This window comes from Thalassotalea coralli (genome assembly GCF_055786205.1).
On record NZ_JBVVBK010000001.1, the window covers coordinates 428,711 to 449,191 of the forward strand.

At 40.3% G+C, this 20,481-nt stretch carries 15 protein-coding genes; 7 read left to right on the top strand and 8 right to left on the bottom strand.

Features of this window, described 5'->3' with window-relative positions; genetic code table 11:
• From ACOB80_RS01880 to ACOB80_RS01895, 4 genes are read right to left on the bottom strand one after another with little or no spacing between them, the layout of a single operon-like run.
• Positions 1-1,014, bottom strand: a complete 1,014-nt coding sequence (locus ACOB80_RS01880; RefSeq protein WP_473164102.1) for a vWA domain-containing protein — start codon at positions 1,012-1,014, stop codon at positions 1-3.
• Positions 1,011-1,502, bottom strand: a complete 492-nt coding sequence (locus tag ACOB80_RS01885) for a DUF4381 domain-containing protein (protein ID WP_473164103.1) — start codon at positions 1,500-1,502, stop codon at positions 1,011-1,013. Before ACOB80_RS01885 ends, ACOB80_RS01880 begins: the two co-directional genes overlap by 4 nt.
• Positions 1,490-2,497 (bottom strand): DUF58 domain-containing protein, encoded by a 1,008-nt coding sequence (locus tag ACOB80_RS01890; protein WP_473164104.1) that lies wholly within the window; start codon positions 2,495-2,497, stop codon positions 1,490-1,492. The genes ACOB80_RS01885 and ACOB80_RS01890 overlap by 13 nt, the downstream gene beginning before the upstream one ends.
• A gap of 10 nt (positions 2,498-2,507) precedes the next feature.
• Positions 2,508-3,464, bottom strand: coding sequence for an AAA family ATPase (locus ACOB80_RS01895; RefSeq protein WP_473164105.1), 957 nt, complete (start codon positions 3,462-3,464; stop codon positions 2,508-2,510).
• A 262-nt stretch (positions 3,465-3,726) separates the two neighbouring features.
• Between ACOB80_RS01895 and fadI the strand changes: the two genes are divergently transcribed.
• The 3 genes from fadI to ACOB80_RS01910 all read left to right on the top strand — a co-directional run bounded on the left by fadI (position 3,727) and on the right by ACOB80_RS01910 (position 7,607).
• Positions 3,727-5,031, top strand: a complete 1,305-nt coding sequence (gene fadI, locus ACOB80_RS01900; RefSeq protein ID WP_473164106.1) for an acetyl-CoA C-acyltransferase FadI — start codon at positions 3,727-3,729, stop codon at positions 5,029-5,031.
• Positions 5,031-7,175 carry a fatty acid oxidation complex subunit alpha FadJ gene (fadJ, locus tag ACOB80_RS01905; protein WP_473164107.1) on the top strand — a complete coding sequence of 715 codons (2,145 nt, stop codon included), beginning with the start codon at positions 5,031-5,033 and terminating at the stop codon, positions 7,173-7,175. The genes fadI and fadJ overlap by 1 nt, the downstream gene beginning before the upstream one ends.
• Positions 7,176-7,406: 231 nt before the next feature.
• Positions 7,407-7,607 (top strand): hypothetical protein, encoded by a 201-nt coding sequence (locus tag ACOB80_RS01910; RefSeq protein WP_473164108.1) that lies wholly within the window; start codon positions 7,407-7,409, stop codon positions 7,605-7,607.
• Between the two features lie 242 nt (positions 7,608-7,849).
• Here ACOB80_RS01910 and ACOB80_RS01915 read toward each other — a convergent pair whose 3' ends face one another.
• The 3 genes from ACOB80_RS01915 to ACOB80_RS01925 all read right to left on the bottom strand — a co-directional run bounded on the left by ACOB80_RS01915 (position 7,850) and on the right by ACOB80_RS01925 (position 15,845).
• Positions 7,850-8,185: a hypothetical protein gene (locus ACOB80_RS01915; protein WP_473164109.1), complete on the bottom strand. Its 336-nt coding sequence runs from the start codon at positions 8,183-8,185 to the stop codon at positions 7,850-7,852.
• A gap of 167 nt (positions 8,186-8,352) precedes the next feature.
• Positions 8,353-12,942, bottom strand: a complete 4,590-nt coding sequence (locus tag ACOB80_RS01920; RefSeq protein ID WP_473164110.1) for an EAL domain-containing protein — start codon at positions 12,940-12,942, stop codon at positions 8,353-8,355.
• Between the two features lie 155 nt (positions 12,943-13,097).
• Entirely contained in the window at positions 13,098-15,845 is a 2,748-nt protein-coding gene (locus ACOB80_RS01925) for an insulinase family protein (RefSeq protein WP_473164111.1), read from the bottom strand.
• Between the two features lie 187 nt (positions 15,846-16,032).
• Between ACOB80_RS01925 and sixA the strand changes: the two genes are divergently transcribed.
• Entirely contained in the window at positions 16,033-16,509 is a 477-nt protein-coding gene (gene sixA / locus ACOB80_RS01930; RefSeq protein ID WP_473164112.1) for a phosphohistidine phosphatase SixA, read from the top strand.
• Positions 16,510-16,532: 23 nt separating this feature from the next.
• On the opposite strand, the gene smrB is transcribed toward sixA, so the two are convergent.
• Positions 16,533-17,060, bottom strand: a complete 528-nt coding sequence (gene smrB / locus ACOB80_RS01935) for an endonuclease SmrB (RefSeq protein WP_473164113.1) — start codon at positions 17,058-17,060, stop codon at positions 16,533-16,535.
• 110 nt (positions 17,061-17,170) lie between these two features.
• Between smrB and prmB the strand changes: the two genes are divergently transcribed.
• From prmB to ACOB80_RS01950, 3 genes are read left to right on the top strand one after another with little or no spacing between them, the layout of a single operon-like run.
• The gene (gene prmB / locus ACOB80_RS01940; protein ID WP_473164114.1) at positions 17,171-18,133 is read left to right on the top strand and encodes a 50S ribosomal protein L3 N(5)-glutamine methyltransferase; all 963 of its coding nucleotides are present in this window, start codon (positions 17,171-17,173) and stop codon (positions 18,131-18,133) included.
• Positions 18,134-18,135: 2 nt separating this feature from the next.
• Positions 18,136-19,227: a chorismate synthase gene (gene aroC, locus ACOB80_RS01945; protein WP_473164115.1), complete on the top strand. Its 1,092-nt coding sequence runs from the start codon at positions 18,136-18,138 to the stop codon at positions 19,225-19,227.
• 36 nt (positions 19,228-19,263) lie between these two features.
• Entirely contained in the window at positions 19,264-20,427 is a 1,164-nt protein-coding gene (locus ACOB80_RS01950) for an MFS transporter (protein ID WP_473164116.1), read from the top strand.
• The last annotated feature ends 54 nt before the right edge of the window (positions 20,428-20,481 follow it).

Sequence of the window (20,481 nt, forward strand, 5' to 3'; positions counted from 1 at the left end):
TTATTGCTCCTCAGTTATTTTGCGGCGAGGAGCAAAACTAAATTGGCTTAAATAAAGTAACACTAAATAGGTAAATACGAGGGTTAACGCCAAGCCTAGCGGGTAATAAAACAAGGTGGTTAACGGGCGCATTTGTTGTTGATCTTGTTCAATAGGCTCTAAGTCATCAAGTAACTGATAGATTTCGCTCATATCTTCGCTACTTCTCGCTCGGAAATATTTTCCGCCCGTTTGGTCGGCAAGGTTTTGCAGAGACTCTTCATCTAACTCGCTTGAAGGGTTAATTTGGCGTTTACCAAAGATAGAACGCTGGATCATCACGTCAGCGCCAATACCTATAGAATAAATGGTAATGTCCTTGGCTACTGCTAACTCGAGCGCTTGTTCAGGGGTAATTTTTCCTGCTGTGTTTTGTCCGTCTGTCAGCAAGATGAGAACTCTATTTGATTCTTTCTTCGCATCAAACCGTTTTACAGCGAGTGCAATCGCATCACCTATTGCCGTTTGTTTGCCAACCAAGCCCAACACGGTTTCATCAAGCATTTGTTTAACGGTTTCTCGGTCATAAGTCATTGGCGTTTGCATGTAAGCATCGTCACCAAACAATATTAAACCGATTCGATCGCCTATTCGACGTTCAATAAATTCGCTGAGTAAAACTTTCAGCATTTCTAAGCGATTAACCGTTGAACCGTTTAACGACATATCTTCAACTTGCATACTGCCTGAAAGGTCTACGGCAACCATCATTTCGCGACCTTCCGTTGGTATGTTCACTGGTTCGCCGAGAAATTGAGGTTGTGCCGCAGCAACAACCAGTAGTAACCAAGTAATAATAACCAGAATTAGTGGAACTTTACGACGCTTACCGTCTTGTTCAATGATACCTGTGTGCGACATTAATGTCGGCATTTTAAGCGCGGCGCTTTCTTTTGCTTTTTTGGCTGGCAAGAAGTAAGTGACGATAGGCAATATTAAAAAGGCAAAAGCCCAAGGAAAGGCAAATGAGATCATTGTGCATTCTCCTTTGACTGGCCTTTAGGCGGAAGAGCGTTATTTATCCAATAACTTATGGTGGACTTTAATTGGTTTAAATCTTCACCGTGACCTTCGCCTTCACGTTTTGGCGCTGAGTAGTGGCTAGATAAATGTTTAGCTAAGTCGCTATCAATCTTGTTTTGCTTCTTGTCTGGTAACTTACTGAGTAAAAACTGATGTAGTTGTTCGCCGTGTAGAGCAGCAATTTGCTGACGAGGAAAGTACTGCATACATAGCCACTTAACGCCTGAAACGATTTGTTCAACACTATTGGCTTGCTGCTGAATATAACTAAGGCCTTGTTTTTTTGCTTGAGACAAACGGCGGTGCTTAATGTACTTGTAAACAGCGACAATAAGCATCGCTATAAGTAAAAGTGCGACAACCCACCAGCCGATAGCAAAAGGAAAGTCACTGATTTGCTCGGGTGGGTGAATGTCTTTTAATTGTGCTAACGGATCCATGATGCAACTCCGTCTTTTAGTTGTTCTTCTAACGTTTGACCAGCATCGAAATGAATAACTCTTGCCCCCGTTTTCAGCAGCTTTGCTTCTTTATCTGAAATAAAGGCTTGAGCTTGTTCTCGGTACTTTGCTTCTGTGCTTTTGTCGCCTAAGGTAAGAGTTTGATTCGTGCTACCGTCGGTAATCGCTACATTTTGCTTATTATCGACTGTTGGTAAATTGTGTTCCATAGGGTCAGATATTAAACAAATGACTAATTCGCAGTGGCGATTAATATTAGCTAAATGGCGTATCGCGTCTTGGCAAATACTATGACCGTCAGTCAACAGGTATACCATAGAACCTGGGCGAGATACTTGCCTTAAGCGCAAACAGTTTTCTGCGAACGATTGATCACTTTGTTCTTTAGAGAGGGGAGCTTCTGTCGACGTTTGTAAACTCGATTGATGACAAGTAGCTAAAGCATGGAGGTAATGCAGTACACCGTGCTTTCGACTTCTTGGTTTTAACTCTGTATGGGTGTGATCATTAAAAACAATGCCACCGAGCCTATCACCACGCTGTTTGGTATGCCAAGAGATTAATGCCGCTAGATGACTTGCTTGAACCGATTTAAAAAGCAGTCTAGAGCCAAATAGCATACTGCGAGTTAAATCTGTGGCAATAATAACAGGCCGCTCTATTTCTTCTCTAAATAATTTAGTGTGTGTTTTTCCTGTTCTAGCGGTAACACGCCAATCAATGGTGCGAATGTCATCGCCTGTTTGATAATGTCGAACTTCATCAAACTCCATGCCACGACCTTTTGACCGTGCTAAATAGTTGCCACTCATGTGACCATGAAGTTGACGGCTGCCATTTAGCCTGATCAAAGACGCTTTATTTTGATAAACAATAAGTTCATCAATCGAAAGCTCAACACCGTTTGATTTTAACTCGGAAAGTAAGCCTTCACTTACATTACTTGGCTTACTTTTATTGGACGATAACCACATAGCGACAATATTAACCTACCGCAACTAAGCTCAGTAAACGATCTAACAACTTATTAGTAGTAATACCTTCTGCTTCTGCTTGATAGGTTAATAAAATACGATGACGTAATACATTGTGAAAGACAGCTTGCACATCTTCAGGTCCAACAAAATCACGACCATGCAACCATGCTCTTGCTCTTGCACAACGATCGAGAGCAATCGTTGCTCGAGGACTTGCGCCAAACGCTAACCACTGTTTCAATTTCTCGTCATATTGTTCGGGCTTTCGTGATGCCATGATCAAATCAACAATGTATTTCTCTATAGCTGGCGCCATGTGAATAGTTAACACTTGCTCACGGGCAGCAAAAATATCGTCTTGAGAAATCTCGCTAACACTTTTCTTTTCTGTTGCTAGGGCTTCACCGCGATTAAGCTTTAAAATATTGAGTTCGCTCTCTGCGTCAGGGTAGTCAATTTCCAGGTGCATTAGGAATCGATCAAGTTGAGCTTCTGGAAGTGGGTAGGTACCTTCCTGCTCAATCGGGTTTTGCGTTGCCATAACCAAAAACAGCTTTGGCAGCGGATAGGTATTGCGGCCTACTGTAATTTGGCCTTCTGCCATCGCTTCAAGTAAAGCCGATTGAACTTTAGCAGGAGCACGGTTAATTTCGTCGGCTAATACTAAATTTCTAAATAAAGGACCCGATTGGAAAACAAAACTTCCATCTTCAGGGCGGTAAATGTCAGTTCCCGTTAAATCTGCCGGTAATAAATCTGGGGTAAATTGAACGCGGTGAAAGTCTGCTTCAAGTCCTTGCGCTAAAGCATTTACGGCTCTTGTTTTGGCAAGACCCGGTGGCCCTTCTACGATCAGGTGACCGTCGGCAAGCAGGGCGATAAGTAGGTTTTCAACAAGTGCTTCTTGTCCAATAATTTGTTGGCAAAGATGTTCTCTTAGAGTAGAAAAATGCTCGATAGACATAACGTTTTTATCTTATTTTTTTATCAATTTTAATATCGAAGTTATTCGACGTTTTATTGGATATATGGTTCCTCAAATAGAATTCAAGTGCCACAAAAAATTTGTAAACATTTTTGAGCAAAGGCATTTTTTATTAATTAGAACTATTCTTGAGTATGCTGGCTTTGAAGCTGCAATTTAGGATTACGGTTGAATTCTCTACAGATGACGTTAGAATGAATTCAAACAAAGAGGTCAGACCTCTTGAAATTGAGGAACAAGCATGTCATTAAAATTACAAACAGCCAATGGTGAGCGTATAGCCGTTGTTACGGGATTACGAACGCCTTTTGCTAAACAAGCTACTGCGTTTCATGGCGTCCCTGCCGTAGACTTAGGAAAAATTGTTGTTAACGAGTTGATTAACAAAGTTGACTTAGACCCAAAACTTATTGACCAGTTGGTGTTTGGCCAAGTGGTACAAATGCCTGAAGCACCAAACATTGCTCGCGAGATTGTTTTGGGCACGGGTATGAACGTTCATACCGATGCATATAGTGTATCTAGAGCCTGTGCGACAAGTTTTCAAAGTACAGTAAATGTTGCCGAGTCTATTATGGCTGGTACGGTTGATATCGGTATCGCTGGTGGTGCAGACTCTTCTTCAGTAGCACCTATTGGCGTGTCGAAAAAGTTAGCTAGAACATTATTAGATGCAAGCAAAGCGAAAACACTTGGTCAGCGCTTGAAGCTATTTTCTGCGTTAAAGTTTAAAGATTTATTACCTGTTCCTCCTGCCGTTGCTGAATACTCAACGGGTCTTTCTATGGGACAAACGGCCGAGCAAATGGCGAAAACTCATGGCATTTCTCGTGAAGATCAAGATGCCCTTGCACATCGATCGCACACCTTGGCAACAGAAAGTTGGCAGCAAGGTAAGTTAGCTGATGAGGTAATGACTGCACACGTTGAGCCTTACAAGCACTTTATTGATAAAGATAATTGTATTCGTGAAAACTCTGAGCTTGCCGCTTACGCGAAACTTCGCCCGGTGTTTGATCGCAAGCATGGCACAGTGACTGCTGCTAACAGTACCGCGTTAACTGATGGTGCTTCTGCAGTGCTGTTAATGCGAGAGGGGCGTGCGAAAGAGTTAGGTTATCAACCTATTGGTTATATAAAAAGTTATGGTTTTGCTGCTATCGATGTTTGGCAGGATATGTTGATGGGACCAAGCTACGCAACTCCAATAGCGCTTAAGCGTGCTGGCATGCAGTTAGCTGATTTAGATCTTATTGAGATGCATGAAGCATTTGCAGCCCAAGCGTTAGCTAACATGAAAATGTTCGGTAGTAAAAAGTTTGCTGAAGAAAAATTAGGCCAATCTCATGCTATTGGCGACATAGATATGGATAAATTCAATGTAATGGGGGGCTCTTTAGCTTATGGGCACCCTTTTGCTGCTACGGGTACTCGACTTATCGTACAGCTTCTTAATGAATTAAACCGTCGAGGCGGTGGTACAGGGCTGACAACAGCTTGTGCTGCTGGTGGTTTAGGTGCAGCCATGATTGTGGAGACAGAATAATGACGGATGTTCAAGGTAAAACCTTTCAACTATCGGTAAAAGACAATAAGGTTGCCTATTTAAAAATGGACGTTCCTAATGAGTCCATGAATACATTAAAAGCAGAATTTGCCGATGAAATTTCAGAAATTTTAGCTGAACTTAAATCAAATCAAGAACTTGTTGGTGTAGTTTTACATTCAGGTAAAGAAGGTTCTTTTGTCGCTGGAGCTGACATTAACATGTTAGCGAGCTGTCAAACGGCCGAAGAAGCTACGGCACTTTCTCGTCAAGGACAACGCGTGTTTGATCAAATCGCCGCACTACCAATTCCAGTAGTTGCTGCAATAGATGGCGCTTGCTTAGGCGGTGGATTAGAGTTAGCGATGGCTTGTCATTCACGTATTTGTACTGACAGTGGCAAAACTGCCTTAGGTCTTCCAGAAGTACAGCTCGGATTACTACCAGGAAGCGGTGGGACTCAGCGTTTGCCGAAGTTAGTAGGTATTCAAAAAGCATTAGATATGATGCTAACTGGTAAGCAATTACGAGCTAAACAAGCGTTGAAAGCCGGTTTGGTGGATGATGTCGTACCTAGTAGCGTGCTACTTAACGTTGCTGAAAAGGCTATTTTGTCGGGCAAAATAAAGGCTGGAAAAAATCACTATAAGCCAGTAAAGCTGAATTTAGTGGGTAAAGTGTTAGAAAAAACGCCCTTTGGCCGCAAAGTACTTTTTGATCAAGCTGGTAAAACCGTCGCTAAGAAAACACAAGGAAACTATCCTGCGCCGCAAAAAATTATTGATTGCGTAAAAATGGGCGTTGAACAGGCTCCTGCAAAAGGTTATCAGTTAGAAGCTGATCAATTTGGTCAATTAGTCATGACGCCAGAGTCATTTCAGTTAAGGCAGATTTTCTTTGCTACTACCGAAATGAAAAAAGAGCAGGGCGTTGAAGGAGTCGAGCCAAATAAAGTCAACAAGGTTGCTGTGTTAGGCGGTGGTTTAATGGGCGGCGGCATTGCCTTTGTTACTGCGACCAAAGCAAAGCTTGCAGTACGCATTAAAGACATAGGTCATCAAGGATTACAAAACGCCTTTAAATACTCATATGATTTACTCAATAAAAAAGTTAAGCGTCGCTTTATGCGCAGCAGTGAAATGCAAAAGCAGATGGCAATGATAACTGGCGCTACTGATTTTGCAGGTTTTAAAGATACTGACATGGTTATTGAAGCGGTATTTGAAGACTTAAATCTTAAGCAGAATATGGTGAAAGACATCGAAAAAGAGTGTCAGCAGTCTACTATTTTCGCATCTAATACGTCTAGTTTACCTATTGGTCAGATAGCAGAAGGTGCAGAGCGCCCTGAGCAAGTTATTGGCTTACACTATTTCTCGCCGGTGGACAAAATGCCATTAGCAGAGATTATTCCTCATGAAGGCACGTCAGATGAGACAATTTCAACTACCGTTGCGCTTGCTAAAAAACAAGGGAAAACGCCAATTGTTGTTAAAGACAAAGCAGGCTTTTATGTTAATCGCATTCTAGCGCCTTATATGAACGAGGCGGCGATTACTTTGTTATCAGGCGGAAAAATTGACGAGCTAGATCGCGCGTTGGTGAAGTTCGGTTTTCCAGTTGGACCAATGCAGTTGTTAGATGAAGTTGGTATTGATGTTGGCTCAAAAATTGGCCCTATTTTACAAAAAGAGTTAGGTGAAAGGTTTGCTCCTCCAGCAGCCTTTAGTCAACTTATTGACGACGGGCGATTAGGTAAGAAAGTGAAAAAAGGTTTTTACCGTTACGACACGAAAAAGAAAGAAGTTGATGAATCTGTTTACAAACTGCTTGCCATTGACTCATCTAAGTCAATGGATAAAGACAATGCAGTTAAACGCAGTGTCTTTATGATGCTAAATGAAGCTGCAAGATGTTTAGATGAAGGTATTGTTCGTAACGCACGAGATGGTGATATTGGCGCTATATTTGGTATAGGCTTTCCACCATTTTTAGGTGGCCCGTTCCGCTATATGGATAGTTTAGGTATTGATAAAGTTGTTCAACAACTTAATCAATTTAAAGCTGAATTTGGAGAGCGATTTGAGCCGTGCGAAAGGTTAGTTACCATGGCTACTGAAGGTAAAACTTTCTATACCAGTTAAAGATGTAAGTTTCCCTTAGGCAATCTGTATCCTATTTAGGTTTGCCGTTTGACAAAAAAGAGGCAATTGTTTGCCTCTTTTTTGTTATCGTTCAATTCAGTTAAGTTTATTAAAGAAGCAATTTACCCTTGCTATTAGGGTAGAATTTTTACTCTAAAACTGTTGAATAATTACTCTAATTGCGTATAATGCGCGTGCTTTCAAAATTTAAACTTTACGAGATTTAGTAGTATGTTGTTTCTTCTCCCGTTGTTTACTGTGGTTTTTGCTATTTTTTATCATTGTCAGGCGCTTAAAAGCGGTATGGGAGTAAAACGTTGGACTTTTGCTGGTTTGCTATTTGGGCCGCTTGTATGGCCAATGTTTTGTATGCAGAAACGTATGAAAGTAAATCGACTGTTTGGTTTTAATTACTCGTTGTTTAAAGCTTAATTGAGAGTAATAGTTTAGGTAGGTATTAGAAGGCGCTAACGTCCGTGTAGCGATGATTCTTCTAGTTTCTTGACTTATGTAGCCTAAGTGTTGGTGTTTACGACCACAAAGACTTTGCAGGCATTTCCTTAATTTCGATAGATGCGGCAATGGCATTTTCTTTTGGTGCTGCGAATATTGATTTAATTAACTTAATCATTTTCTTTCCCCTTATACATTTGAAAAGCTTTTTAACAAGCTGTTTAACCCGGACGCTTAACGCCACGAATAATTTTTCTACCTGTTTTTTCTTCTTCAAACGTCGGAACTAATGTACCGAAAGCGCTCGATATATCAGCGCGACCAGGGCGTTTAACGCCACGAATAATTTTTCTTCCTGTTTTTTCTTCTTCAAACGTCGGAACTAATGTACCGAAAGAGCTTGATACATCTGTACGACCAGGGCGTTTAACACCACGAATGATTTTACGACCGGTTTTTTCTTCTACAATTACTGGGGCAAATGCGTTGTCAACAGTTTCTGTGCTTTCTGCTGGCGTCATACTCATTGCAACTGATAAAAGAACTGAACTTAACATTTTTATTATCCTTGTAGTTTGTGAATGTAATTCGACAAGGATTAAGCGATATGTGTGCCAAGTTGTAATTGGTTAGTCGCTAGCTTGTTTAATAGGGAGCTAGAGTAGAAATGTCGACGTTTAACTTTATCTTTGGTGACCAGTCAGATTTTTGACTAGTCAGTTTGTTAATTATAGCGATTAAACGTCGTAGATTTGTCGGTAATTTGATGAGATAGCAAATAACTTGAAAAGTCTTTTTCTGCCAGAGGCTTACTGTATAAATAGCCTTGTAACTGTTCACAGCGTAAACCCGATAAGAAACTGAGTTGTTGGTTTGATTCTACGCCTTCGGCAACCACCTGTAAGCCAAGGTTATGAGCGATTGTCACTATAGTTGCAACCATGTTACGACCTTGCTCTGATATCTCAATGTCATCGACAAATGCTTTGTCAATCTTCAGCGTGTTTAGCGGAAACTTTTTCAAGTAGGCTAATGATGAGTAACCGGTACCAAAATCGTCGAGGGATAAGTGAATACCCATTTTTCTGATTTGCAACATGGTGTCAATCGCTTGTTGCGGTGAATCCATTACCGTACCTTCAGTAATTTCAAGCTCTAAATTTGCGGCTGAGAGTCCTGTTTCTTTCAATATACCCGATATCATCTCAACTAGATTAGGTTGAGTAAACTGCACTGCTGAAAGGTTTACCGCACAGCGACCATTGAACATGCCTTCATCAATCCATTTTTTGGTTGCATAACAGGCTTTTCTCAGTACGATTTCGCCTATGTCAATGATTTGTCCTGTTTCTTCTGAGACTGGAATAAAGACTACTGGCGAGATAATACCCTTAGATGGCGTTTCAAAGCGCACTAGCGCTTCCATTCCAGCAACTTTACCTGTGCTAATCTCAATTTTCGGTTGATAAAACACAGAAAAGTAATCTTCTTTAAGACCATGCCTAATCAAGCCCTCAATTTGCAATCGCTTTACGGCTTGTTCGTTCATAGAACCATTAAAGAATTTATATCTATTACCACCAGAATGTTTAGCGTGATACATCGCCGTATCGGCGTTTTTCAGTAACTCTTGTGACGAGGAACCATCTTCGGGGTATAAAACAATACCGATACTTGAATACAGCACAATTTCATGGTTTTTCAGTTTTAGCGGCTGAGCGATGGTACGCAGTATTTCTTTCGCAATTGACGTGATGGTATGGATGTCATTGGTGTCGTCTACAACTAACGCAAATTCATCACCGCCTAAACGATACACAGTGTCTGATTTTCTACCTATGGTCTTAATGCGGTTAGCGACTTGGCATAACAGGTTATCGCCAACTTCATGACCCATCGAGTCATTTACTTTTTTAAAGTTATCTAGATCAAAAACCAATAGGGCATGTGGGACTTTTTGTTCGACCAAGCGCTGTTGATGCGTTTGAAAATACGAGCGATTTGGTAACCCTGTTAGCGTATCTGTATTCGCTAACTTTCTTAACTCTGCCTCAGTTTCTTTGCGTTTGGTTATATCTGAAAAAACACCAACAAAATGAGAAATAGCGCGATTTTCGTCGCGGATAATATCGATGTTTAAGTCGGTTAAATAAAACTCGCCATTTTCTCGACGGCTTTCGATTTCGCCGTGCCAACCACCTTTTGTCAATAAGTGAGTCTTTACATTAGCCGTGAAATTTTCTGGGTATTGGCGGAAAGTTAATTGTGTGCCAACCATCACCTTTTTTGACTTACCGGTAATGCGTTGGAACGCTTTATTAACGTCTACCACATTAAATTGACGATCGTAAATTACGACAGCGTCAGAAATATTCTCAAAACATTTAGCAAAAAGCTTCAGTCTTTCGTCGGCTTTTTTAATTTGGCTGATGTCTTTTAAAGTTCCTGTCATACGAACAGGGCGATTTTGATCGTCGCGTTCAACTACTTTTCCGCGATCTAGTACCCATATCCAACGGCCATTTTTATCTTTAACACGATAGGTGGATTCAAAGTGCTCGGTTTTTTCTTCAAAGTGTTGCTGAAGCGCTTCGGAGATTCGGGCAATATCGGCTTTGTTAACGTTGGTTTCGTTGTTTCCTTCGTTGCCTAAATTTCGCTTACCGTCTTGAGGGAACTCTAATACTCCCCATATATTGGAGCGATATATTTTGCCACTCTTAATATTCCAGTCCCACATTTCGTCGCCACTTCCCCAAAGAGACAACTTTAAACGTTCTTCACTGGCTTTAATTTGTAAGTGATAGAGGCGTTTATGGCGAAATTGTTGGAGTAAGTACGCGAGTATCAATAGTGCAACTAGACTATAGATTAGTATCGCACTATTAGAAGACCACCAAGGTGAAAGAATATTAACCTGTATCTGTTTGCTAGCTCTTATCTCTGGATCAAATTTGTCATAAGCTTCTAATTCAAATATATAAGAGCCAGCGCTAATGTTAGTATAAGTTGCCCTTAAGTTGTCGATATCTGTTTCTAACCAAGGAGAATTGTCTCCACCGGCTTTGAGACGGTAGCGATAAGCAACTTGATCTGCAAATTTTGCGTTTGGTGAAATAAATTCAAAGCTAAAAGGTGATTGAAAGTATTTTAATGTAACAGACGATGTTGAGTTGATATCGCGTTGCAAAGTGAATTCTTGTATGTTTTCTCGAGGCTTTGTTGGGATTTTTTTATTTGAAATTAGTAACTTCGTTAGCACAGGGGGGGCTATTGATTGTATTTCCGCGATTAACTTTTCTGGGGCAAATGAGTAATAACCATTGATGGCGCCAAATACAACATTATTATGTGGATCTAAAGAGCCACTTTGACTAATAAATTCAGTAGAGGCAAGACCAAACTCTCGATGAAAGCTTCGCACAATCTTACCTGTTGTGTCGATAAGGTTTATCCCTTTATTTGTGCTAACCCAGGCTCGTTGAGCTTCATCAATCACGATATCTGAGATGTAATTGTTAGACAATAAGCTGTGTTCATTTAAATGTGTCGTTTGTTTGGCTTCTCTGTTAAACACTAAAAGACCTTGAGCCTCAGAGCCCAATAAAATTAGGTTATCGGTAACAGTAATGCTGTTTGATTTATCTAGTTCAAAAGACGTAGTATTGGAAAAGTTGATTTGCTCAAGTCTATCCGTTTGCGGGTTTAAGTTTAAAAGCTTACCTGATTTAGTAAGGATAAAAATTGACTCAATAGATTCTACATAAAAAGTCTTCGCTAATTCTGTTAATGTTTCACTTACTGGGCGGTTCTGCCCGTCGGGCCCGTACTCTGATAAGACGCTATCATTTGATATATAGAAGATGGAGTCATTGAAAGCATATGGTTCAACTAATATGGCTGAATTAGCATTACTCCATGAATCGTGAAATTCAATACTATTTTTTTGTGCAGACCAACTATAAAGTTCGCTGTTTTTAGCTGAAATTGCGAGAGAAATGAATAACTTATTTTTTGATGGAAGAAGTTGATAGATAATAGAGTCAAACTCTTGAATTAATTCTGGTGCCTCACCTATGGTCTGTCTGAATAATTTATTTTCCATAGAGAACCATAAATCACCATTGTAACTTGCAAGCGTATTTACGCTGCGGTTTAGTTGAGTGTGATTTTGACTTGAGAGTGAAACTGTATTTTTACTGTGTTTAATGACTTTTGCGCCATCTGTTGTTCCAATCCAAAGGTTTTGGTGTTTGTCTGTGTAAAGGCTATATACTTCAGGAGCAAGGCCTGAATTATCATTACTTTTTTCAAATTGATGGGTTTTTATTTCGTTAGTTAAAGGATTTATTGAAAAAATATTATCACTATTTGTTGCCCAGACAACGGCGTCACTTGCAATACTTAACTCTGTAATTTTTGTAATTTTTGTAATTTTTGTTCCATTGTTAGTCGTTGAAAAGTGCTCTTTCAATTTAAAATTTAAATCAAATAAATAAATCCCATTGTTTGTCGCAACCCAGTATGCATCTCTTTTGATACTAAGTTTTATATCGTGTACTTCAAGAGTTGGACTTTCTGTTTGGCTGGTAATTATTTGTTTTAAAACGCTATTGGGTGCTAGATTGTTGTTGATGATATGAAAACTACCCGTTTCTTTCATCAACCAGTAATTTCCTTGCAGATCTTGAAACATTTTGGATACGCGTCCAGTATCAATTTGTGAGTTGTCTCCAAGGTTTCTTAGCTTAATCCGAATAAAACTATTTTCTTCTTTGTTGTATCTGTGAATGGCCGTTTCTGTCGCTATCCATAAATTTTGTGTGGCGTCTTCGTAGATACTCCATATATTGCTGTCTGCTAAGCCAGTACTAGTTGAACTTGCATGGTAATTAATGAAGTGATCTTGTTCTGTCACATACCTACTTAAACCATTTTCAGTACCTGCCCATAAGACATCATGGCTATCCTTATATAAGATGTAGACTAAGTTGCTGGCTAGGCTATTTGGGTTTTGAGAATTGTTTCGATAATAGGTAAACTGTTTACCGTCGTACTTGTTGATACCATCGCCAGTCGCCAACCATACAAAACCATTTTGATCTTCGACGATACTGTAAACATAGCTTTGTGATAGACCATTTTCTAAGCTGAGTTGTTCAGCAGAAAGTAATTTAGGAAAGGTAATTGGGTTTTCAGTCGAGCTGCTGAATAATGGTTGAGCGCCAACCACGAAACCTGCCAAAAGCGTGACTAAAAAAATGCTTAGCGTAGAAATTCGATTTTTAATTATTTTTTGGGTAAAACTAAGCACGAAAATTTAACCTAACTGGCTAATCGTTAAAGTTGTGTAAACGAACATTACAATTGATGCCCTCTTGTAAGTCAACAATTTGACCTAAAAAACTGTACTTACGTCTGAATTCATGTCGAATTTTCAGCGCGTTATATAGTTTATCGTCCAATAAACTATTTGGTTGAGCAATTTTTTAGAATTTTTTCGGTTTCAGATAAATCTGTACAAGACTCTTTTTCCGTAAATAGGCAGAAGCGATCGTATGTATCAGGAACACAGGCAATATGTTGTTCAATGAATGTCAGTAGATCGTCTTTAGATAAAACTTTTAATGTTTCGACAAGTTTAGCTTTTTGGTTAAAGTTGAACTCTTCATTGCATATTGCACTCCAGAATCGTTGGCTCTTTATCCGTAAGCTGGTGTCTTTTTCTTGAAGTTGGCTGGCTAATCCCGCCAGTAAGTGTTGCCAGCTGTCATCATCTAACTCTTGCAAGTTGTCTAAGCAAGCGTCGATAAATTCATCCATCGCAGAAAGCAGCTGTTTAGATTCGACATTAGGCGATTGAATATAAAAGGCCAATCCAGGGTAACGATTAATGGGAACGAAACCAACACCTACTAGGTAGCCGAATTGCTTTTCAGTTCTCATTTCTTGAAAAAACACCGGTGACAACAGCTGACTGGTAATCATACACAAAGCAATTGTTTTTAACTCGCGATCAGGTAAGGGGTAATAGGTTACGGCAGCGTAATCGTGTTCGGGTAAGTGCAGTGGGTATGACACCGTACCGCACCCCTGTATATCTAATATTGGAATATTGCTTTTATGTTTGTGCTGATATTGGCCGCTAAAAGCATTCTTGACGACCTGATGAATATCTAATGCATCTTGAACTAACCAGTTTCCATGTACCAACACGTCAATATTGATTTGATTAAAAATGGTTGGGCAAAATAGATTGAATTTTTGTTGTGTAACTTCTGTCATTGCTTCGGCCATGTCCTTTGCGCTTGGATTCTTAGGTTGCATGGCAGTGCTTAATGCCGAAAACAGTTGAGAAATCGATTTATTGTTTTCTGAGTTTATCCAATGTGTTCTAAGTTGCTCTTTCATTTGAAGAAAAAGCTCTTCAGAGTAAGAAAAACTCTGTAGTTCATCGAGTAGCGCTGACAATAAAACATGTTGTTTGCTACTAATCCCCGATATTTGCAACGTTAAGCCACCTTGATGAGCATATAGGTGATACTGAATACCCGCTAGCTCAGCATCGTAGTGCTGTTCTATAACCGAATGCATGTATAAATCTACAAATAGCCGTGTCATTACAATAGTTTCAACTGTGTCCAGAGTCGCAGGACTATCAATACTTAAATATATATATCCTTTGGGAACTTTGAATGTTTGATCTTGTTTATACCAAAGCGTTAATCCATCTTCTTCAACAAGACGCTCTGGAATGTTCGATTTATTGTCTTGGTCGGGGTGGACGATTGGGTCCGCCACCACGAAGTCATTGGGGTCAGGTAATGAGAACTCATTAACAATTGTTGCCTTAATGCAACGTTCAAGTATGGTTTGCTTTATTGGTTTAACTGAATAAGGGACTTGATACCACCGACTTGTTTTATTGGCTTTAGCATTTTGTGTGATATGGGTGTAACGCATATTACTGGTAGTAAAATAGCTTAGTATTTCGTTAATTTGTTTTTCATCCATTCCTTCCATGACATAGTCGCCGTAAATATAGTCTTCGGCAGGGTAATGCTGCATGTTAATGACAAGTTGGCATACCGAGTCTAATGGCTTAGTTTTTTCATGGTAAGTGAAAGCTATATTGGCAATGGCACTTTTTTCTTGATAGTAACAACTTGGAATGGGGTGTGACTTTAATAGCGCCAGATATGAAAACACTAGCGCTATAATTTCATCGGTATTTTCGTCGCCTTCAGGTGTTAAGCGAATACTAATATTAAAGTCCTTAAAATTGTAACCATTAATACCAGAGCCGGCAGTTAAGCCAATAGCCCAATGGCGTTGTTTCAATAAAGATAAAAGGCTGTTTGGACCTTCGTGGCCTACTAGATAGGCAATAAGACTTTCTGGCTTATTTCGATAATGTTGATCTATTCCCGGTAGGGCAAAGCTAATAATAAGTTGACGATCGTTTTTTACTGGTGCTACTTCAATCGCTACCTGCTGATGCTTCGGCAGGTACAAGGGCACGTCGGGCAGTTTAGGGATACTGCTGGCAGACTTTATTGATGAAAATTGCTCTGCAAACTCCGCCAATTCGTCAAGTGATTGTGGTCCTTCTAATACAAGCGTCATAGCTTGTGCTACGTAGTAATCGTTAAAAAACTGACTCACTTCTGTAGTCAGGTCGCTATTGGGTCTATCGGCTAAGGTTTCGGTATTTCCCACCGAAAACTTGGCGAAAGGGTGTTCGGGGTTAATAGTTTCTTTATGAACGTCGTAAAGTCGGCGAATATCGTCTTTAAGTTTTAATTTAAATTCAGCATCTATGTTTTTACGTTCTTTGTTAACAAAAGACTCAGATAATAACGGTGAATAGAAAAAGCGGCTGAAGCGATCAATGGCTTCAGCAAAGTGGCTATTGTGAATATCGAAAAAAAAGCAGGTATGTTCGGTTGCTGTCCATGCATTGTTACTACCGCCGTATTGGCTGATGAATTTTTGATACTCACTGCCATCAGGGTACTTTTCTGTACCAAGAAATAGCATGTGTTCGAGAAAGTGAGCTAATCCTTGCCTAGTCTTAGGGTCGCTGAAATGGCCGACATTTACGGCTAAAGCCGCGGCACTTTTTTGACTTTCATTATTATGTACTAATAGCGTTCTAAGCCCATTTTTTAAAGTGGTCGGACGATACTTTTTATGATCATGTGGGCTTACTTTCACGCTTGGCTCCATAATTGTCCGCCTTTAAAAACCTGAAATTGTTATTGTTGTTATGTTGCTTAAATTACCCTATGGAATAACTCCAGTCCATTTTATTCTTAACTGATGTTATAACAATTGCTTATCTTCCTTTACTATAGCGGCAATTTTGTATATTCATTGAATTTTTTTACTAGTTGGTTAATTTATGCAGCTTTTTATTATGCGACATGGACAGGCGAATCAATACGGGGCAGCTGACGCCGAGCGTGAGTTAACTGAGCAGGGCTTTTTAGAAGCTAGCTTGATGGCTAAGTGGTTAAGAGAAACCGAGATAACAATCGACCAAGTGTTCGTTAGTCCTTTCAAACGAGCGCAACAAACAGCCAAAACCGTATATAAAGATGCTCAACTTAACTGTTCGAGTAAAACGTTAGACTTTATTACCCCATCGGGTTCGGCCATGGCGGTTCATGATTATATTGACGGTGTTGTTAGCATGGACAAGCTTAGCTCAGTGCTGATTGTTTCACATATGCCTTTGGTGAGTTATTTGGTGGAACAGCTAACCAATGATAAGCAATCGCCAATATTTCAAACAGCTGCTATTGCTCAGATTGAGTATGATGTGAAGAAGATGAAAGGTGAGCTTATTCAGCTTATTTCACCTTATGATTTATGTTAGTTAAACCAGGTAGGTAATGTGACCTATTCAGGGATTTCCAATAGCACCAATAATGCGCCATCACCGCCATATTCTAGTGGCGCTTGATGAAAGGCGATAACGCTTGGGTGTTGAACTAACCAATGGGGCACTTTCTTTTTTAGTACATAGCCGCCAATACCGTGAACAATACAGACGCATTGAGCATGTTCTTTAATACTCGCCTGTATAAGAGCAGCAATTTCTTGTTTTGCCGTTTGTTGGTTGAGCCCATGAAGATCTAAAATAAGTTCAGGGTGGTAGATGCCGCGACGCAAATTTTTAGCTTCATAGCTGTTTGCACCGTCTTTGACATATTGCATTGGGCCTGAATCAGGTAAATTTGGTTCGAACTCGTCAGAAAAATGAAAGCTAGCGGCGTGCCTGTTGGCTTTTTTAGCTTGTTGGCGCTCTTTTGGCTTGATGGATGAATTCTTGCCGTGTATGGTGTCCTGCACCAAAGGCTTAACCTTGCCTATAGCGTCTTTGAATAGCTGTTTTTCTTGAGAAGAAAGGGCGTCTTTAAATTTCATAGGCGAAGTCTAAAGCATCCCGCTTAAATGACAAGAAAAACTTAGGGCGAGAGTAGCACTGATTGACTCGGCCAATTGCTCAACTTTATTTACTTAGGTGTTTACAACACATGCATGACTCACAAGACACTCAACAGAACTTTAATCTCGCTGAGATAACTGAACAGCTTCATACGGTTGGTGATTTTATTCGCTTTGGCGCTAGTGCATTTAATCGCGCTGATTTGTGGTTTGGCCATGGTAATGACAATGCCTGGGATGAGGCCATCACATTGGTGCTATTTGCATTAGAGTTGCCGAGCCAGTTAACAGAACATATTATGCAGTGCCGTTTACTTTGCGATGAAAAGTCCTTAGTACTTTCTCTTTTCGAACGCCGTATTAACGAGCAGATACCGGCAGCCTATATTACTAACCAAGCTTACTTTGCTGGGTTGCCATTTTATGTAGACGAACGCACTTTAGTGCCTCGCTCGCCGCTAGCTGAGTGGATTGAAAAGCGATTTGAACCTCTGATTTCAGCTGAACAGCCAGTTAACAGAATTCTAGATCTGTGTACCGGCAGCGGCTGTATCGCAATTGCATGCGCGCATTACTTCCCTGAAGCAGAAGTTGATGCTTTAGATATATCCGTTGATGCATTGAACGTTGCGCAAATAAATATAGAGAATCACGGCGTAATTGAACAAGTTATTCCAATTCAATCTGACGTATTTTCTTCGATCCCAGGGCAAAAATATGATTTAATTGTCAGCAATCCACCTTATGTTGACCAAGAAGACGTAGATTCTTTACCTGCTGAATTTCATCACGAGCCAGAAATAGGTTTAGGAAGCGGCAGCGACGGTTTAGATATTACGCGAAAAATTTTGGCACAAGCGTCTCAACACTTAACTGAAAATGGTGTTTTGGTGTGTGAAGTGGGGAATTCTCAAATTCATGTCGAAGCGACTTACCCTGAAGTTGATTTTCTCTGGCTTTCCTTTGAGCGAGGTGGACACGGTGTGTTTTGTTTAACCAAAGCACAACTTGACCAATATCAGGAAATATTTAATCAGCGAGAGAACGCATAGCAATGTCTGGCAATACATTTGGCAAATTATTTACCGTAACTACATTTGGCGAAAGCCACGGATTGGGCTTAGGAGCCATTATTGATGGCTGTCCTCCAGGACTCGAATTAACTGAAGAAGATCTACAAGTAGATTTAGATCGTCGTCGCCCTGGCACGTCTCGTTATACCACGGCTCGTCGCGAACCCGATCAAGTTAAAATCATGTCAGGGGTTTTCGAAGGTAAAACTACCGGAACACCTATTGGCTTAATAATCGAAAATACTGATCAACGTTCAAAAGATTACAGTAACATTGCACAATCATTTCGCCCTGGTCACGCAGATTACACCTACTGGCATAAGTATGGTTTAAGAGACTATCGTGGTGGAGGCCGATCTTCTGCACGTGAAACGGCGATGCGAGTTGCTGCTGGCGCAGTGGCTAAAAAGTACCTGAAAGCAAAGTTTGGTATTGAAATTAAAGGCTGTGTTAATCAAATTGGTGATGTAACTGCTGAGACCTATGATTGGGACATTGTCGAAGAAAACCCGTTTTTCTTCCCTGATGCGACGAAACTAGAAGCACTAGATGAATTGCTTCGCGGCATTATTAAACAAAAGGACTCTATTGGCGCTAAAGTCATGGTAACAGCATCAAATGTGCCTGTTGGTTTAGGTGAGCCAATTTTTGATCGCTTAGATGCTGACATTGCTCATGCGCTAATGGGTATCAATGCCGTAAAAGGTGTTGAGATTGGTGATGGCTTTGAAGTTGTTAATCAAAAAGGCTCAGAGCACCGTGATGAGTTGACGCCAGATGGCTTTGCTAGCAATCATGCTGGTGGCGTGTTAGGTGGCATTTCTTCGGGACAAGATATCGTCGCTCATTTAGCGTTAAAACCTACCTCTAGCATTGGTGTAAGTGGCAATACCATTGATGTTAGTGGCAATGCGACAGATATTATTACTAAAGGTCGTCATGATCCTTGTGTAGGCATTCGTGCTGTGCCAATCGCAGAGGCGATGTTAGCACTAACTTTAATGGATCACTTTCTACGTCATCGTGGTCAAAATGCAGATGTACATTGTGAAACGCCTGATATTAGCCGCTAATAATCATTACTTTCTTATAAAGAGCTCATTGGCTTAATGAGCTCTCCAAAGTTTTACCAATTTTCTTTTAGTTATTTCTGCTACTTTGCGGTAGTAGGGATCACTGTGCCTTATCTTTCTGTTTATTTTGATAGTTTAGGGTTTTCTTCTCGAGAAATTGGTGAACTGTTAGCTGTATTCGCAGCGGCTAAAATTTTAGGTCCAACACTATGGGCAAATCGTGCCGATAAATCTGCGGCGCCGCTGCCTGTCATCCGTTTGGGAGCAGGTTTAAGCTTTGCGTCTTTCACCTTGATGTTTTGGGTGACGGATTACTGGCCAATAGTGTTTGTGTTAGCCATGTTTAGTTTGTTTTGGACTGGCATTCAACCTCAGCTTGAAGTGATGACTTTAAGCCATATTTATCATAATGCCCATGTCTACGCCCGTATTAGGCTTTGGGGTAGTATTGGATTTATCATTACCGTCATTGCAGTTGGCGAGTTGATAGGTCGCTTCTCACCACAAGTTTTTGTCATTATTGGTTGGTTAATTTTCGCGGCTTTATTTGTTTCAAGTTTACTGCTTAGACAAACAAGAAGAGCTCAAAAAACAACAACTAGCAGTGTTAGCATTGTTTCTTCACTTACCCATAGAAATTTTGTTTTGTTTTTTATTGCTGGCTTATTACTGCAAACCAGCTTTGGTCCTTATTACAGTTTCTTTGCGCTATATCTCGATGACTTGGGATATTCTAGCTTGCAAACCGGCAGCTATATCGCGCTGGGTGCCGTTGCCGAAATCGGTATTTTTCTCGTGGCAGGTAAATTTATCGCTAGGTTTGGCTGTAAGTGGCTGCTAATTATTGCTTTTGCTTTAACCAGTGTTCGTTGGTGGGGGACGGGCCTTATAGCGGATAATGCGATATTCCTCATTATTCTGCAGTGCCTTCATGCCGCAAGTTTTGGTTTGTATCATTCTGCCTCGATTCAGTTTTTATCAGAGCACTTTACCAAGGCACAGCAAAATCGAGCGCAAGCAATCTATATTGCCGGTGTATATGGTATCGGTGGGGTTATTGGTGCTTATGTCTCTGGATTGATTTGGCAGCAAGGTGCAGGGGCGGAATTAAGTTATCAATTGGCCGCCGCAGCTGCATTTTTATCTGCACTTGTTGCTATTTTTCTTACCAGCAATAAAAGAAAAGATATACCTAGCTAAAACCTCGTTGTCTAGCTAATCTATACTTAGTACTGTTTTACTAAGCCGTTACTA

What these genes read in the sequence shown, in the direction of transcription:
- fadI (WP_473164106.1), top strand. Translation starts at nt 3,727, where the DNA reads ATGTCATTAAAATTACAAACAGCCAATGGTGAGCGTATAGCCGTTGTT.
- ACOB80_RS01910 (WP_473164108.1), top strand. Translation starts at nt 7,407, where the DNA reads ATGTTGTTTCTTCTCCCGTTGTTTACTGTGGTTTTTGCTATTTTTTAT.
- ACOB80_RS01915 (WP_473164109.1), bottom strand. Translation starts at nt 8,185, where the DNA reads ATGTTAAGTTCAGTTCTTTTATCAGTTGCAATGAGTATGACGCCAGCA.
- ACOB80_RS01880 (WP_473164102.1), bottom strand. Translation starts at nt 1,014, where the DNA reads ATGATCTCATTTGCCTTTCCTTGGGCTTTTGCCTTTTTAATATTGCCT.
- ACOB80_RS01885 (WP_473164103.1), bottom strand. Translation starts at nt 1,502, where the DNA reads ATGGATCCGTTAGCACAATTAAAAGACATTCACCCACCCGAGCAAATC.
- smrB (WP_473164113.1), bottom strand. Translation starts at nt 17,060, where the DNA reads ATGAAATTTAAAGACGCCCTTTCTTCTCAAGAAAAACAGCTATTCAAA.
- ACOB80_RS01890 (WP_473164104.1), bottom strand. Translation starts at nt 2,497, where the DNA reads ATGTGGTTATCGTCCAATAAAAGTAAGCCAAGTAATGTAAGTGAAGGC.
- sixA (WP_473164112.1), top strand. Translation starts at nt 16,033, where the DNA reads ATGCAGCTTTTTATTATGCGACATGGACAGGCGAATCAATACGGGGCA.
- fadJ (WP_473164107.1), top strand. Translation starts at nt 5,031, where the DNA reads ATGACGGATGTTCAAGGTAAAACCTTTCAACTATCGGTAAAAGACAAT.
- ACOB80_RS01950 (WP_473164116.1), top strand. Translation starts at nt 19,264, where the DNA reads ATGAGCTCTCCAAAGTTTTACCAATTTTCTTTTAGTTATTTCTGCTAC.
- prmB (WP_473164114.1), top strand. Translation starts at nt 17,171, where the DNA reads ATGCATGACTCACAAGACACTCAACAGAACTTTAATCTCGCTGAGATA.
- ACOB80_RS01895 (WP_473164105.1), bottom strand. Translation starts at nt 3,464, where the DNA reads ATGTCTATCGAGCATTTTTCTACTCTAAGAGAACATCTTTGCCAACAA.
- aroC (WP_473164115.1), top strand. Translation starts at nt 18,136, where the DNA reads ATGTCTGGCAATACATTTGGCAAATTATTTACCGTAACTACATTTGGC.